Source organism: Lacticaseibacillus rhamnosus (assembly GCF_900636965.1).
In the GTDB taxonomy this organism is placed as follows: Bacteria; Bacillota; Bacilli; order Lactobacillales; family Lactobacillaceae; genus Lacticaseibacillus; species Lacticaseibacillus rhamnosus.
On record NZ_LR134331.1, the window covers coordinates 79,656 to 92,777 of the forward strand.

At 48.5% G+C, this 13,122-nt stretch carries 15 protein-coding genes; 4 read left to right on the forward strand and 11 right to left on the reverse strand.

All coding sequences use genetic code 11. From position 1 onward, the window contains the following. Nucleotides 1–95: 95 nt before the first annotated feature. From EL173_RS00370 to EL173_RS00410, 9 genes are all read right to left on the reverse strand, one after another. Nucleotides 96–836, reverse strand: coding sequence for a sulfite exporter TauE/SafE family protein (locus tag EL173_RS00370; protein WP_005690301.1), 741 nt, complete (start codon nucleotides 834–836; stop codon nucleotides 96–98). Continuing rightward, a complete protein-coding gene (locus EL173_RS00375) occupies nucleotides 800–2,131 on the reverse strand; it encodes an amidohydrolase family protein (RefSeq protein ID WP_005690300.1) in 1,332 nt (443 codons plus the stop codon). Before EL173_RS00375 ends, EL173_RS00370 begins: the two co-directional genes overlap by 37 nt. After that, on the reverse strand, nucleotides 2,132–2,578 hold the full coding sequence (locus tag EL173_RS00380) for a hypothetical protein (protein ID WP_005690299.1): 447 nt from the start codon (nucleotides 2,576–2,578) through the stop codon (nucleotides 2,132–2,134). After that, entirely contained in the window at nucleotides 2,578–3,420 is an 843-nt protein-coding gene (locus EL173_RS00385) for a DUF3100 domain-containing protein (protein WP_005690298.1), read from the reverse strand. Before EL173_RS00385 ends, EL173_RS00380 begins: the two co-directional genes overlap by 1 nt. A gap of 323 nt (nucleotides 3,421–3,743) precedes the next feature. Continuing rightward, on the reverse strand, nucleotides 3,744–3,986 hold the full coding sequence (locus EL173_RS00390) for a hypothetical protein (RefSeq protein ID WP_005690295.1): 243 nt from the start codon (nucleotides 3,984–3,986) through the stop codon (nucleotides 3,744–3,746). A 277-nt stretch (nucleotides 3,987–4,263) separates the two neighbouring features. Further along, on the reverse strand, nucleotides 4,264–4,926 hold the full coding sequence (locus tag EL173_RS00395; protein WP_005687395.1) for an ABC transporter permease: 663 nt from the start codon (nucleotides 4,924–4,926) through the stop codon (nucleotides 4,264–4,266). Continuing rightward, entirely contained in the window at nucleotides 4,926–5,855 is a 930-nt protein-coding gene (locus tag EL173_RS00400) for an osmoprotectant ABC transporter substrate-binding protein (RefSeq protein WP_005687394.1), read from the reverse strand. The genes EL173_RS00395 and EL173_RS00400 overlap by 1 nt, the downstream gene beginning before the upstream one ends. Before the next feature lie 11 nt (nucleotides 5,856–5,866). Continuing rightward, complete coding sequence (locus EL173_RS00405; RefSeq protein WP_005687392.1) at nucleotides 5,867–6,496, reverse strand: ABC transporter permease; 630 nt, start codon at nucleotides 6,494–6,496, stop codon at nucleotides 5,867–5,869. Nucleotides 6,497–6,498: 2 nt separating this feature from the next. Next, complete coding sequence (locus EL173_RS00410) at nucleotides 6,499–7,746, reverse strand: betaine/proline/choline family ABC transporter ATP-binding protein (RefSeq protein ID WP_005687389.1); 1,248 nt, start codon at nucleotides 7,744–7,746, stop codon at nucleotides 6,499–6,501. Between the two features lie 225 nt (nucleotides 7,747–7,971). Between EL173_RS00410 and EL173_RS00415 the strand changes: the two genes are divergently transcribed. The 4 genes from EL173_RS00415 to EL173_RS00430 all read left to right on the forward strand — a co-directional run bounded on the left by EL173_RS00415 (nucleotide 7,972) and on the right by EL173_RS00430 (nucleotide 11,575). Continuing rightward, nucleotides 7,972–9,828, forward strand: coding sequence for a heavy metal translocating P-type ATPase (locus tag EL173_RS00415; RefSeq protein WP_012807337.1), 1,857 nt, complete (start codon nucleotides 7,972–7,974; stop codon nucleotides 9,826–9,828). A 19-nt stretch (nucleotides 9,829–9,847) separates the two neighbouring features. Beyond that, nucleotides 9,848–10,075, forward strand: a complete 228-nt coding sequence (locus EL173_RS00420; RefSeq protein ID WP_005716410.1) for a heavy-metal-associated domain-containing protein — start codon at nucleotides 9,848–9,850, stop codon at nucleotides 10,073–10,075. A gap of 209 nt (nucleotides 10,076–10,284) precedes the next feature. Further along, a complete protein-coding gene (locus EL173_RS00425) occupies nucleotides 10,285–10,863 on the forward strand; it encodes a ferritin family protein (RefSeq protein WP_012807338.1) in 579 nt (192 codons plus the stop codon). 52 nt (nucleotides 10,864–10,915) lie between these two features. Next, complete coding sequence (locus tag EL173_RS00430) at nucleotides 10,916–11,575, forward strand: Crp/Fnr family transcriptional regulator (RefSeq protein WP_005690290.1); 660 nt, start codon at nucleotides 10,916–10,918, stop codon at nucleotides 11,573–11,575. 78 nt (nucleotides 11,576–11,653) lie between these two features. Here the strand turns inward: EL173_RS00430 and EL173_RS00435 are convergent, their stop codons facing one another. Together EL173_RS00435 and EL173_RS00440 are read right to left on the reverse strand one after the other, a co-directional pair. After that, nucleotides 11,654–11,917 (reverse strand): hypothetical protein, encoded by a 264-nt coding sequence (locus tag EL173_RS00435; RefSeq protein ID WP_005690288.1) that lies wholly within the window; start codon nucleotides 11,915–11,917, stop codon nucleotides 11,654–11,656. Nucleotides 11,918–11,995: 78 nt separating this feature from the next. After that, on the reverse strand, nucleotides 11,996–12,877 hold the full coding sequence (locus EL173_RS00440) for a CPBP family intramembrane glutamic endopeptidase (RefSeq protein ID WP_005690287.1): 882 nt from the start codon (nucleotides 12,875–12,877) through the stop codon (nucleotides 11,996–11,998). Nucleotides 12,878–13,122 lie beyond the last annotated feature (245 nt).

Below are 13,122 nucleotides of genomic sequence, written 5' to 3' on the forward strand. Positions count from 1 at the left end.
TACCAAACTAAAAACTCGTTTAATGGCGCAGAGGTCAGTTTGCGCCCATACAAAAAAGCGTTGAAAAAACAACGCTTTATTCGAGACTACATTTCTTACGGCCACAATTTAATACAGCCGAGAATAATCGAAAAAATCGCGGTACCGTTTTTCAATAAGCGCCCATCGATTTTCGGGCCGATGCGACTGCCTACGATGACGCCAATACCGTGTGTCACGATGATCATTGCCAGTAGCGGTAAGGTGGTCATGAATTGGACTTGGCTGAGGTAGCCGACTGCGGCCGGTAAGCTGATGAAGACCGAGTTTAGCAAGGCGATGCCAACTGCTGCATGCGGTTCGCAGCCGAGTAAAACGAGTAGCGGCATGACCAGTACCGGGCCGCCTGCTCCGGAAAGGGCACAAATCAATCCAGTGACAACGCCTAGGATGACGAGCAAAACCGGTTGATTCAAGTGATCAACGCCGGGTTTTGGCGGGTGGCGTTGTTGGATCAAAATAGCAATGCCGGATAGCAGGACGACCAGATAAAGTAAGAATTGTACCCAGCTGGTTGGCAGTAATAGATTAAGGCGTACGCCAATAATTGCCCCGACAAAGCTGCCGCCGCTGAGTAGATAAGCGACCCGGCGATCCATGAGCCCTTCATGTTGATAATGACGCGAGCCCAACCAGCCGGAAATAATGAAAGCCAGGAAACTAAAGGCCAGACCTTCCGTAGTGCTATAGCCAAGTCCCGCGGTGTATAGAATGGGGAGTAAAAAACCAGCCACGCCAGTCATACCGACGAGGCCGCCGATTAAGATGTTGCCAATTGCGATGATGATGATTGCCATAATGTTGGGTAACGCCGCGCACACGCAGCTTTAATCCTTTCTACGTCTAATGTTAACACTTCTCGGTTCCGCATCAGCCATTTGCCGGCAACCATCGAATCCGCGACATCATTAGCATTGACGCTTTCAAGCAACGTGTTATTCCAGTTGCCGGTTGGCCAAAGGTGGGGGCTATCAATGTTTAACCCGATGATATCAGCCTGGTAACCCGGTGCGATTCGGCCCAGATGACCGGATAGATTCAGGGCCGCCGCGCCGCCATCCAAGACCATGGACATAATTGTCGGGGCAGGCATGACAGCAGGCTGATGTTGCAAGGTGCCATAATGCAGGGTCATAACGGAGCGGAAAATCTTCATTTCCTGCCACAGACTCAGACCGCCATGCGCAGCGCCATCGGTACCCAAACCAATTGAAACACCTGCATGTAATAATTCAGGCGTGGCAGGGATGCCTTTTCCGGCGTTACTGAACGGACTGTGACTGAGCTTGACGTGATGGGTTTCGATGAGCATTTTTTCTGTGTCGTCAAGAAACAGACTATGTGCTCCTAGAAAATGATCGCTTAAGGCGCCGCGTTTTGCAAGGTAGACATATGGCCGCTCACCGCAACGCGCTAAAATACCGGCGACTTCTTGAGGATACTCGTTCATATGCGCTTCAAGAAAAGTCTGACGATCCTCGGCACGCTGGGCAGCTAGATCGACCAATGTATCGGAACAATTATTTAAGGCGCGTAATGAGTAATAAACTTGCAAATGATTGCGGCCGTGGAATTGATCATACAAGGCATCGGTGTGGGCGATGGCGGTTTTGGCGTCCATGTTAATAGTTGCCGGTAACGTCGGATCGTCCATCGTTGAGTAGGCAAGGGCGCCGCGTAGACCACTTTTCGCGTAAACGGTGCCGGCTGCGGCCATGTGATAACTGCCTGACTCAACGAAACCGGTGGTGCCGCTGGTGATCATTTCAAGGGCGGTTAACTGGGCATTAAGCGTCATGGTTTCCGCCGTCATGTTGGCTTCAAATGGCAGCATGACTTTTTGCCAGATAATGCCTTTCGTGTCCAGCACGCGGCCACGTAAGAGTTGTTGGCCGGTATGTAAGTGACTGTCGATCAAGCCGGGCATGAATAGCCGGTGCGTGCCATCAATGGTTTCATCTGCTTGGACGGTTATCGTCCCATGGTCACTGACCTGCGCGATTTTATCGTCGCGGATTAAAATGTCCTGATGCGGCTTGATCTCACCAGGTGCGGTCATGGTTAAGGTATCCTGAATCAATGTGCTCGTCACTTAAATCACCCCTGTCAGTTTCAACGTGAGCGTATCCCACAGGAGTGAACCGACAAATGTTCCGGTCATGACGGCAACTCCGACAATGATGTACTTCCAGCCTTGATGGACAAATGTGCCCAGCTTATCCGAAATTGCAATGCCGGCAAACGAGCCAACAACGGTAAATGGCGCGGCAAACGCAATGACTTTGGTAGAACTAATCACAACCGCTGCAATCGGCGAAAATGGTGAGGCAACGAGTAGGCCTAAAATGGAACAGTACGCAATAATCGGCAACTTGAATGGCACAATTTTAGCTAAGACCACAGCTACCATGGTAATGGCGATCAAAATGATCACGCCGGGGAGGCTTTTAGCGATGCTGACGCCGGATCCGATCCAGTTAGCTAGCAGCGTCCCGACCCCACAAACGCTGAGGAGAAATAACCATTCACGTAAACGCATTACTTAATCCGTCCTTTCAAAGCGGTTGCCGTTTTAGCGCGGCGACTGGCGAACATTTTATCGAAAAGATTGTAGAGCTTGTCGGTTAGCGGGATGGCGAGAAACATGGTGATATAAATCCCGGTGATGCCGGCGATGGTGTTGGCGGCTGAAGCCATGGCGGTGATAGTGTTGGCGTCATGCGGGAATAGTTGCGCAAGGCTGGCACTGGCAGAGGCCATGAAAATGCCGGCTCCAACGCCTGTCGACATCCCCAACGCCTTAGGATCAAACCAACCCGTCAGTCCCAAAGCAGTTGCCATCATGCCGAAATAAATCGTGCCAAGAATACCGCCAACGATGTAAATCGCCATACTGCCGCTTGCTTCGTCAGAATCCGAACCATAAGCCGAATTGATTAAGGCAAGGTGATATTCGCGATTCAGTGAACTTGTTGCGCCAATTGCCTCACGGTGCAGCCCCAGCAACATTGCCAGTGGTAGGCCGAAGAAGATCCCAAGCAGATTACCGAAGCCATGCACCAGCAATGCCGGACCAGCATGTAAGATCATGTCCATATTTGCGCCGGCAGTAATCCCTAAGTTAACGACAAACGGGCAAATACCAACGATAACCAATTTGGAAGCAGCTTTAACATGGCGATTGTCAAACCATCGCATCACTTGCGGCCCACTGAGCATACCAAGAATAATGGCATAGAAAACCGGGAATAAAATGATCATGCCGGGACCGACCTTGAGTTTCACCGTTCCGATATATTCAGCGATGACGGTGAACAATGCTGCGACAAGATAACTCTTCCATTCGACTTTGATCCGTGCACGTAAACTGGGATAAGTCATGTTTTGCCTCCTCTTTTAGCGAATGGAACCAGTTTAGCGCAGTTATTCGGGTAAATAAAGGACAATTACATTAAAAAACGTTTTAATGTTCGTGTTTATTCGTCAGCACCTGATGGACAACCTTTTAAAAATGAATAAGTGACGAGCATGACAAATCATATAAAAAGCCAAAAGTCAGTTACCTTGAAAAACCGAATCAAGATCCAATAACGAAAGATCAAGTGCTTTCTGTATTTGGTTTTGATTCGGCAAAGTTTCCTGACGCTTGGCGATGGTGCTAAGTAGCTACTGTGATCAGTTGTTGATCACGCAATTCAATAACGTTACTTGCTGTATTTAGTCGTTTTTGGCCGACTTGTTTTGACCTTTTGTTCCAGATTCTGCTCAGGTAGGCTGGCTGGCTCTTCGTGAAACAGACGGGGCAGGTGGCGTGGCGCAACAGTCGATACTGACGTGACAACCTGTTGAACATGCTGGTTTAGCTCGGTGGTGGGATTGACGGTTGTTGCGGCCGATCCGCTGCTAGTCAACAACCCCGCGGCAACCGCTAAAAATGTAAAGACCATATGCAAAACTCCCTTCGACTGGCTGACATTCTTTAATAACAGCGATTAACAGTCAGTCTAGTAAGGAGATGTGATTGATTTGCCGCATTTGTGAGGTCTTTTCACAACGAAAATGAAACGAAAACATGGTGATTCGTTAACAGAAGCGTAAAGCATGGCGAATATGGACCAAAAGTTGAAGAAGTATGGATGAATCACGCGCCGGGCAGTAAAAAATTTTGAACATGAAAAAAGACGACTCGGGTAAGTCGCCTTTTTACTGTTTGCTCGTTTTCAATTATGAAGCAGATTTTCCTTTTGGTTCCAATCGGCGTTCCAAAAAGCCTAACGCCAGGTCGGAGATAATCGCCATTAAAGCGGTTGGCAATGCCCCGGCGAGAATGATCGCACCGCCATTGGTTGCATTGGTGCCGCGGACGATGATATCGCCCAGACCGCCGGCACCCACGAAGGCACCGATTGCCGTAATCCCAATGGCAACGACCAGCGCGTTACGAATCCCGGCCATGATGACTGACATGCTCAACGGAATTTCAACCATGTACAGTGATTGCCAGCGGGTCATGCCCATTCCTTTGGCGGCATCCATCAGGTTCTTGTCGACATTCTGCATGCCGGTGTAAGTGTTCTTGATGATCGGCAACAAGGAGTAGAGAAAGACCGTTACGATGACGGTGTTCACGCCAAGACCAAGCCCGAGCATGATGATGGACAACATTGCCAAACTAGGAATCGTTTGAATCACGTTGGCAATGCCGATCACCGTGTTACTCAAGGTGCGGTGGCGGGCAATTGCCAAGCCAACCGGAATCCCGATCACAGCCGCAATCAGCACACCATAAATGGAAATCAGAAAATGGCGAGCAAATTGACTGAGCACGTACGAACCGTTATTGGCAAGGTAATACCAAAATTGCTGCCAAGTATCCATGTTAGCCATTAGTCGTCACTTCCTTTGAAATAATTGTGTTTAGCCAGAAACTTCTGAGCGACCACATTCGGTTCAAGTAATTGATCGTCGACTTGATAGTTCAGTTCCTGCATGGTTTTCAGATTGATCTTGCCGTCTAAACGATGTAACAGCGGTTTTAATTTTGGATATTTCTTCAAAAGACTGTTGTTAACCACTAATGAACACTGATAAGGCGGGAAGAACTTTTTATCATCCTTTAGAATCTTCAAATTGTAACTGCGAATGCGACCGTCCGTAGAATACCCGAGAACCGTCTGCATCCGGTTGGCTTCAACCGCGTCGTAAACCAAACCGATTTGCATTGGATAAACGCGTTTGAAATCAAAACCATATGCTTTGGTGAAGTCGCTGTAGCCATCGCCTTTACGGTTCATCCAGCTGGAATCAACCCCGGCGTTGTACTGTGATGCGACTTTCTTTAGGTCGGAAATGTTATTGAGGTTATCCTTCTTGGCTTCTTCTTGGGTAACCATGAAAGCATAGGTGTCAGAGAAGCCATAAGACGGATACCAGGTTTGGTCATAGCGTTTTTTGAATTCACGCTTGACGATGGTCATCGCTTTGGAAGGACTTTTGACAGGGTTCATGCCTAATGTGCCGGTGATATCGGTGCCGGTGTATCGAGTCGCACTGATATCAGCATCATTACGAATCATCGCTTGGTGAACCACCGTCCCGGAACCAAGGTTGTTCACCAAAGTCGTCTTGTAGCCGAGTTCGTGGTTGATTAATTCGGCAATGATATTCGCCATAATCTGTGACTCGGTACTTGTTTGGGAGGCGATTCGGACGGTACCGTCATTACCGGAACCGCCAAGGCCAGGGAAGCCGCAACCACCTAATAGCAGCACCGGAATCAGCAATAGGGTCAGGAGTAGTTTTCTGAATGTCTTCATCTTGCCACCTCCTAAGCGCGCTCGCTGACAGGTGTTAGGTGGTATTCCAACCGCCCCAACAGCCAATCAACAATCAGTGCCAAAATGGTTACAGGAATGGTCCCGCCGATGATGAGATCCGGCTGGAAGAGATTCAGACCATTAAAGATCAAGTCCCCAAGCCCGCCAGCACCGATATACGATGCTAGGGTTGCCCATGCGATGACATAAATGGCAGACAAGCGAATTCCTGCCATAATGACTGGCATGGCTAGCGGCACTTCGACTTGGCGAATGGATTGCATGGCGGTCATGCCCATTCCCTTAGCAGCGTCCATCAACACGGGATCAACATCTTCCATGCCGATGTAAGTGTTACGCAAAATTGGCAGCAATGAATAGATGAACAATGCGACGATGGCAGGTACTTTCCCAATCCCGAATAAAGGAATCATTAATGCCAGCAAAGCCAACGAAGGCACCGTCTGTAACATGCTGGCAAGGCCGATCACGACTTTAGCCGTCTTAGGAAAACGGGTCAGCAGAATGCCAAGTGGAACGGCAACAATGACTCCGAGTCCAAGTGCAATTGCCGAGATGTAAAGCTGTTCCCAAGTTTTGGTAATCAGTTCACTGCCATGTGCGTTTAGAAATGCAAACATGGTCACACCTCCTTAGGTGCGTCTCGGGTATCTTCAGTTGCCGAAGTGGTGGTCGTCGACGATGCGGCTGACTGATCGTTATTCTTGGCCGCAGCACTGTCTTGATCATCTTCATTGTCGCCCCAAATGGTGTCATAAACGACATCAACAAGTGAAGCACGGGTGACAATGCCGACCAGTTTCTGATCATTGTCGACCACAGGCACATACTTAAATCCGCGCTTAAGAATGCGGTCAGCCGTGTCGCGCAGTAGGGCATCTTTTTTCACGTAGAAAATGCTGGACTTGGTGATGTCGCTAACGCTGGTGGCGCTTTGGTAACGGGTTTCCAGCGATTCCAGATCGATGAAGCCTTTGAGGTGATCCTCGTCATCGGTGACCAGCAGCGTATCAACGCGGCGTTTGCGCATGAGGGAAATCGCTTCAGCCAAAGACTTGCCAGGTGTGATGGCAGCCGGATTCTTCAACATGATCTGTTCAACAGTGGTGACGTCCGCCCGCGCTTGAACCAGGCGATCCTGACCGACTAAGTTTTCAACAAACTTGTTGGCGGGATGGGTCAGTAGTTCGGTTGGGGTGGCGTTTTGGATAATGTGACCGTGATCCATGACAACAATTTTGGTGGCGAGTTTGAGCGCTTCGTCCATATCGTGGGTCACGAAAACAACGGTCTTACCGAGCTTTTCCTGCAGATTTTTAATTAATTCCTGCAGTGCTTCACGGGTAATCGGGTCCAAGGCGCCATAAGGTTCGTCCATTAAGATCAGATCCTGATTGGCAGCAAGCGCGCGGATAACCCCGATCCGTTGTTGTTGCCCACCGGAAAGCTCTGATGGGTAACGATCCAGATAATCTTCGGGTAATTCGACGAGATCAACCAGTTCTTTGGCCTTTTCCCGGCGCTTTTCTTCAGGCCACTTTAATAATTTAGGAACGATCGTGATGTTTTCATAAATGGTCATGTGTGGCATGAGGCCGATATTTTGAATGACATAACCGATTTGACGCCGCAATTTTACGGCATCGATTTTGTGAATGTCTTTACCGTTAAACAGGATTTGACCGCCGCTGGGTTCCAACATCCGGTTGATCATCCGCATGGTCGTTGTCTTCCCGGAACCGGATGTCCCGATAAGACATACAAATTCACCCTTATTAATTTCAAGGTTAATATGTTCGACCGCGACATTCCCGCCTCGATAGACTTTTTCAACGTCCTTGAACAGGACCATTGGTTGTTCTTCTGGCATCTGACGCGTCCTCCTTTGTTTGGTTGCTTCTATAATAACACATGACGTTAATCGTTTTTTAATAAAGCGAAAATGCGTTCTATCTGCTCAACTTTCCAATTGTATCTTATGAAATGATTAAAAAAAGCTCAAGAAAGTTCCCCTGTTTTGATTGAAAAGTTGATTGCGGTCAAGGTGGCAATAATGATTCCTCAGTACACTGGTCTCGAATGGGAGGGATCAGCGATGCGTTTTATTCAAACACATAAACAAGAAGCGATGGTGATCGGCGGTGTTTTGACTGCGGCGGGATTGATTTTCAGTCAGGCATGGTTGCTGGTGTTGGCGAGTCTGGTGGCCGGGCTGCCGATTGCGGTGAATGCCTGGGAAGCGCTGCGTTATAAGCAGATTAGTATTGAGCTATTGGTGACAATTGCTCTAGTGGGCGCGGTGATGATTGGCGAGCCGATTGAAAGTGCGGTTGTTAGTTTTCTATTTTTGTTCGGCGACTGGCTGGAACAGCGTAGTTTAGCCAAAACGCGCTCGGCGATCCAAGGCTTGGCTGCCGCAGCACCGAAAACGGCCAGGCTGCTGGATGGGACGACCATTCCGGTGGGGAAGTTAGCGGTTGGCGATCAAGTGCGGGTGTTGGCTGGCGAAACGGTACCGGCTGACGGGCAGGTGATTAGCGGCCAGGCAAACATTGTGGAAGCCGCGATCACCGGCGAACCGGATGCCAAACGCAAGCAGGTTGGCGCCACAGTATACTCCGGTACGCAGGTGAGCGATGGCACGGTTGACATTGAAGTTGAAAAAACCGGCTACAACACGGTTTATCAGCAGATTATCGATTTAATTGAAGATGCGCAGGACGCCCAATCGCCTGTGGCAACCTTCATCCAGAAATTTGCCCGTTGGTACACGCCGCTGGTATTAGTCATCGCTTTGCTGGTGGGATTGATTAGCCAAAATGTCCGGCTGGCAATTACGATTTTGGTACTGGGTTGCCCCGGCGCATTGGTCATTGGCGCTCCGGTTAGCAATGTGGTCGGCCTAGGATTTGGTGCCAAACATGGCATTTTAATCAAAGGCGGCGATGTGGCGACCAAGTTGGATCAAATCGACACGGTGATGTTTGATAAAACCGGAACGCTGACACAAGGCAAGATCCGTGTGGCAACAGCTAAGTACTGGACCGCTGATCAGCAACGGGTTGCAGCCACGGTCACAGCGGTTGAAAAAGCAACGGCGCATCCACTGGGACAGGCACTTGTTGCCGATCTTCAGGCAAAGACCATGCAAAAGCCAACCGATGTCAAAGTCACTCGCGGAGTTGGGGTGAACGCCCGAATCGCCGGACACGCGATCAGTGTCGGCAATCAAAAGGTTTTGCACCAGCCGCTAACAGCTGACCAGCAGGCCGCTGTTCAGCAAATCGTGGCCAGTGGTGCAACCTTGGTCTTGGTAACCATTGACGACAAACTCGTGGCAGCTTATGGCTTGCGCGATCAGTTGCGGACGGAAACGCCAACCATGCTGAGCACCTTAAAAGCAAGTGGCAAGAAGACAATGGTGCTTTCAGGCGACTCGCAGGCAGCGGTTGAACACATGATGTCGGCACTACCGGTGAGTCAGACTCGCGGTGGTTTACTGCCGGCAGATAAGGTGAAAGCGATCAAAGCAGCACAAGCCCGCGGTGAAAAAGTTATGTTTGTCGGCGATGGCATCAATGACGGCCCCGCCTTGGCACAAGCAGATGTTGGCGTTGCAATGGGTTCCGGCATGGATGTTGCAATTGACACGGCAGACGTTATTTTGACCAACAGCCGTCTCACGAATCTCGGCGTGCTTTTCGACTTAGCCAAGCGGATGAATCGCAACATCAAGCAGAACCTTGTCATTGCAATTGGCACGGTGGCGTTGTTGTTAAGTGGCTTATTGATTGGATTGGTCGACATGGCTAGCGGGATGTTATTCCATGAAATTTCCATCCTGCTGGTCATTGCAAACGCCTTGAGATTACGACACACACCAAGAAAATGGCAAAACTTGACGGCCATCAAGGTACATCATCCGCAAACGGTTAATAATGAGAATAAATAAAAACGAAAGGATCTTTAACATGACAAAATTAGTTTATCAATTAGATGGTTTAACCTGCCCGAGCTGCCTACAGAAAATCGAAGGGGCACTAGGCCAACAAGCCGGCGTCAAAACCGTCAAAGCCTTATTTAACAGCAGCAAGGTCAAAGCCCAGATTGATCCAGCCGTGACCAATGCCGATGCGTTGAAAAAAACCATTACGGACTTGGGCTACACCGTTGTGAACGTTCGCAGTCAAGAAGCATAGAGCGTGAGCAGGAGCGCTTAGCAATCGGAGTGTAAGCGGCCTTGAACGTGATGACCGAGCTATGACCATTGCGCGAAAGGTCCTTATGTGCAGGTTGCTGCGACATCGAACACAATTTTAAGCCGAGTGTGATCAGGGCTTCATACATCCAAGACCTTTACACAGGCTTCTAGCGCGGCAAACGCATTTTCAAGGAGGAAATTATGAGCATGAGCATAACACCAGGCATGCACACTATTGACGAAGAAACAGTAAAAGCCCGTCAAGCAGCGGCAGCTAAACAAGTCGACCATGATCATCATGTACCGACAGCTGGGGCGATGAGCGGACATGTACTAGCAAATTTAGCAGTCTTGCAACGTAAACTGGCCCAATTTTCCCAAACGTTGAGTGGACCAAGCAGTGACGGGGATCGCGAATTGTTAACGCAATTGGCAACACAAGCGCAGCAGCATCTGACGGTGTTAGTGGCAGACTTAGCGGCGCAAGGAGAAGATTTTCCCACGACAACCGCGGAGTTTAGCGAGTACACGATGTTGCAAGAAGATCCCGCGTTTCGTTTTTGGACCAATGATATGAAACTGGATGCTGTGGTTAATGATCTGGATACTTGCCAGCTGTTCGTCAGTCGGGCGATTCCGCTAGCCAATAAAGAGAACAAGGCAGTGTTGGCAGCGGATATGTTACAATTGCAGCGCTGGCATGAGCAAAGTATCCTGCACTTGCAAACGCGTCTCGGTCGTGAGGTGACGGCGGGGCGGACCTTGCTTGAAGAGGACGATGACTGAGCAACATTAAACGATCGATTGACGAGAGAGCCTGTCTGTAAGGGGGATAAAAATGGCGCATAGTTGTACGGCGGTCGTACCGTTATTTAAAAATCTAACTGATGAAGCCCGCACTGCGATTGATGCGTTGACCCACGAGCATCAGGTGCAAAAAGGAACGGTTCTGATCAGTCCTAACACTGCTGCTCATTTGTTAGTGGTTGCACAGGGAAAACTCAAAACTTATCAATTGGCGACAAATGGTAAAGAACAATTACTGCGCGTTGACGGCCTCGGCGATTATGAAGGGGAAGCCGGCTTGTTGAATATTGCTAATCCGAATGTCTATACCGAAGCGCTGACGACCGCCACTGTTTGCACCATTAGCGCTGCCGATTTTCAACAGTTACTCATGCAACAACCACAAATCAGCTTGCAATTACTCACAGAAAACGCCCGTAAAATGCAGGCATTGGAAAAGCAAGCGGGCTATCTCGGCAACGATTCCATCAATGTACGCTTAACTCACTACCTACTGGATTTGCGCACTGCCGCTGGAAAAGACACAGTGACGGTACCGATGGCATGGACGCAGCTAGCCGATTATCTCGGCACAACCCCAGAAACGGTTTCGCGCACGTTAAAACGGTTAGCTGATGAAAAATTGATTCAGCGAACTGGGAAGCAAGTGACGATTTTGAATGCTGAGGATATGGAAGATTTTGTTTGGTAATTTAAAAGTCTTTAGCCGAATAATAGTGTCAAAACAAAGGATCGCAACTGTGAAAGCTGCGATCCTTTATTGTTGTTATCAGTCATGACTAGTCATGTGTTTTTTCATGCCGAAATAATAGGCACCAACGGCTATCATTAAACCCAAAGTGAAGGCGGAAAAATATTTTTGGCTACTTGGCAGGAAATACCAAGCAAAAATTGCTAAGAGTCCACCTGTGGTCACATAGAGATACAGGAAGCTGCGGACTGCTTTTAAATTAGAAGGCTTCTTTACGAGAAAATAGAGGAAAAAAGCCGAAGTTGCAATGCCGAAAATTATCGAAGCGATGTGTAATAACATGTTTGGGCCTACCTTTCGATCGGGTGTTGCTGTAATCTCACAGAACAATCAAATATTGAAAATAACCGTTAAACGGTACTAGTTCGCCGATAAAACCGGATGCGTGCGTCGTTTTTGCCAGAAGATAAGGATAATCCCCAGTAAGACCACCAGCAATATATGGACAATATTTGACGCCGCACTAGCTTCAAGTCCAAAAACGCTGCCGGTCAGTGACTGCGATGTCGTTGTCGGGAGGGACTCGAGGACGAACTTTTCACCAGATAGCCCGGAAACGGTTGTGCCAAAGATGGGACCTTCCGCGAAATTCCATATGGCGTGAAAGGCACCGCACAGCCAGATATTGCCTGTCAGCAAGCGAAATTGTGACATTGCAATGGCAAAGAAAAACAAGCCGGTGGCGGCGGAAAAATTATAGCCGGGATTGGCAAGATGCAAAAGCGTGAAAAAGATGGCGTTCAACAAAACCGCCAGCCCGACACGATTTTGCTTAAGCCAGTAGCCCATTATATATCCCCGACAAAGCAATTCCTCGAACATTGATTGAATCGCATAGCCGAAGAAGAAAAGCACAAGCCACAGCAAATTTGGCCACTGAAAAGTCGCCAGCACATGGTAACCACCAAGCAGTGCGATGATGCCCCAGATAAGGCTGAACATGAGCAGGCCAAAAAGTAAGCCTAAAGCATAGTCTCTAACGGCATTTTGACGGGAAAAAGGCAGCAATGTACGATCACTGCGATAATAGATGGCCATGCCGATAATGCCGATAGCTTCAGCGTATAAAAAGAGCAGGTTCAAAGACATCGGGATGTTGGTTTCATCTATGTCGATGTCGAACAGACCGATCAAAAAAGGAATCAGCTGTGATGACAATGACCAAGCAAGTGCAATGCCATAAACGATTAGGATAGGTCCTAATAGCTTTGAAAATTTATGTAGTTGTTTAATTGGATTCACCTCTGAATAGAATTTGAATAGAGAAGATAGCTTAACAACAAAAGAATATTTTTAGGGTATCCTTAATTTTTTGCGTAGTCAAGCGATCCAAACCGAGTTACCGGTGAACGCGTTATAAGCACAGGCGGTTCATCTTACTTGAAATAAGTATCACCAACATTCGGAATGCTGGTACTAGTACCCAAATGTGCGAAAACGCTTTTATTACCCTTGCTATTCCGTTAGTCTTCATATTGAAAATAAAT

What these genes read in the sequence shown, in the direction of transcription:
- EL173_RS00370 (WP_005690301.1), bottom strand. Translation starts at nt 836, where the DNA reads ATGGCAATCATCATCATCGCAATTGGCAACATCTTAATCGGCGGCCTC.
- EL173_RS00380 (WP_005690299.1), bottom strand. Translation starts at nt 2,578, where the DNA reads ATGCGTTTACGTGAATGGTTATTTCTCCTCAGCGTTTGTGGGGTCGGG.
- EL173_RS00385 (WP_005690298.1), bottom strand. Translation starts at nt 3,420, where the DNA reads ATGACTTATCCCAGTTTACGTGCACGGATCAAAGTCGAATGGAAGAGT.
- EL173_RS00390 (WP_005690295.1), bottom strand. Translation starts at nt 3,986, where the DNA reads ATGGTCTTTACATTTTTAGCGGTTGCCGCGGGGTTGTTGACTAGCAGC.
- EL173_RS00395 (WP_005687395.1), bottom strand. Translation starts at nt 4,926, where the DNA reads ATGGCTAACATGGATACTTGGCAGCAATTTTGGTATTACCTTGCCAAT.
- EL173_RS00400 (WP_005687394.1), bottom strand. Translation starts at nt 5,855, where the DNA reads ATGAAGACATTCAGAAAACTACTCCTGACCCTATTGCTGATTCCGGTG.
- EL173_RS00405 (WP_005687392.1), bottom strand. Translation starts at nt 6,496, where the DNA reads ATGTTTGCATTTCTAAACGCACATGGCAGTGAACTGATTACCAAAACT.
- EL173_RS00410 (WP_005687389.1), bottom strand. Translation starts at nt 7,746, where the DNA reads ATGCCAGAAGAACAACCAATGGTCCTGTTCAAGGACGTTGAAAAAGTC.
- EL173_RS00415 (WP_012807337.1), top strand. Translation starts at nt 7,972, where the DNA reads ATGCGTTTTATTCAAACACATAAACAAGAAGCGATGGTGATCGGCGGT.
- EL173_RS00420 (WP_005716410.1), top strand. Translation starts at nt 9,848, where the DNA reads ATGACAAAATTAGTTTATCAATTAGATGGTTTAACCTGCCCGAGCTGC.
- EL173_RS00425 (WP_012807338.1), top strand. Translation starts at nt 10,285, where the DNA reads ATGAGCATAACACCAGGCATGCACACTATTGACGAAGAAACAGTAAAA.
- EL173_RS00430 (WP_005690290.1), top strand. Translation starts at nt 10,916, where the DNA reads ATGGCGCATAGTTGTACGGCGGTCGTACCGTTATTTAAAAATCTAACT.
- EL173_RS00435 (WP_005690288.1), bottom strand. Translation starts at nt 11,917, where the DNA reads ATGTTATTACACATCGCTTCGATAATTTTCGGCATTGCAACTTCGGCT.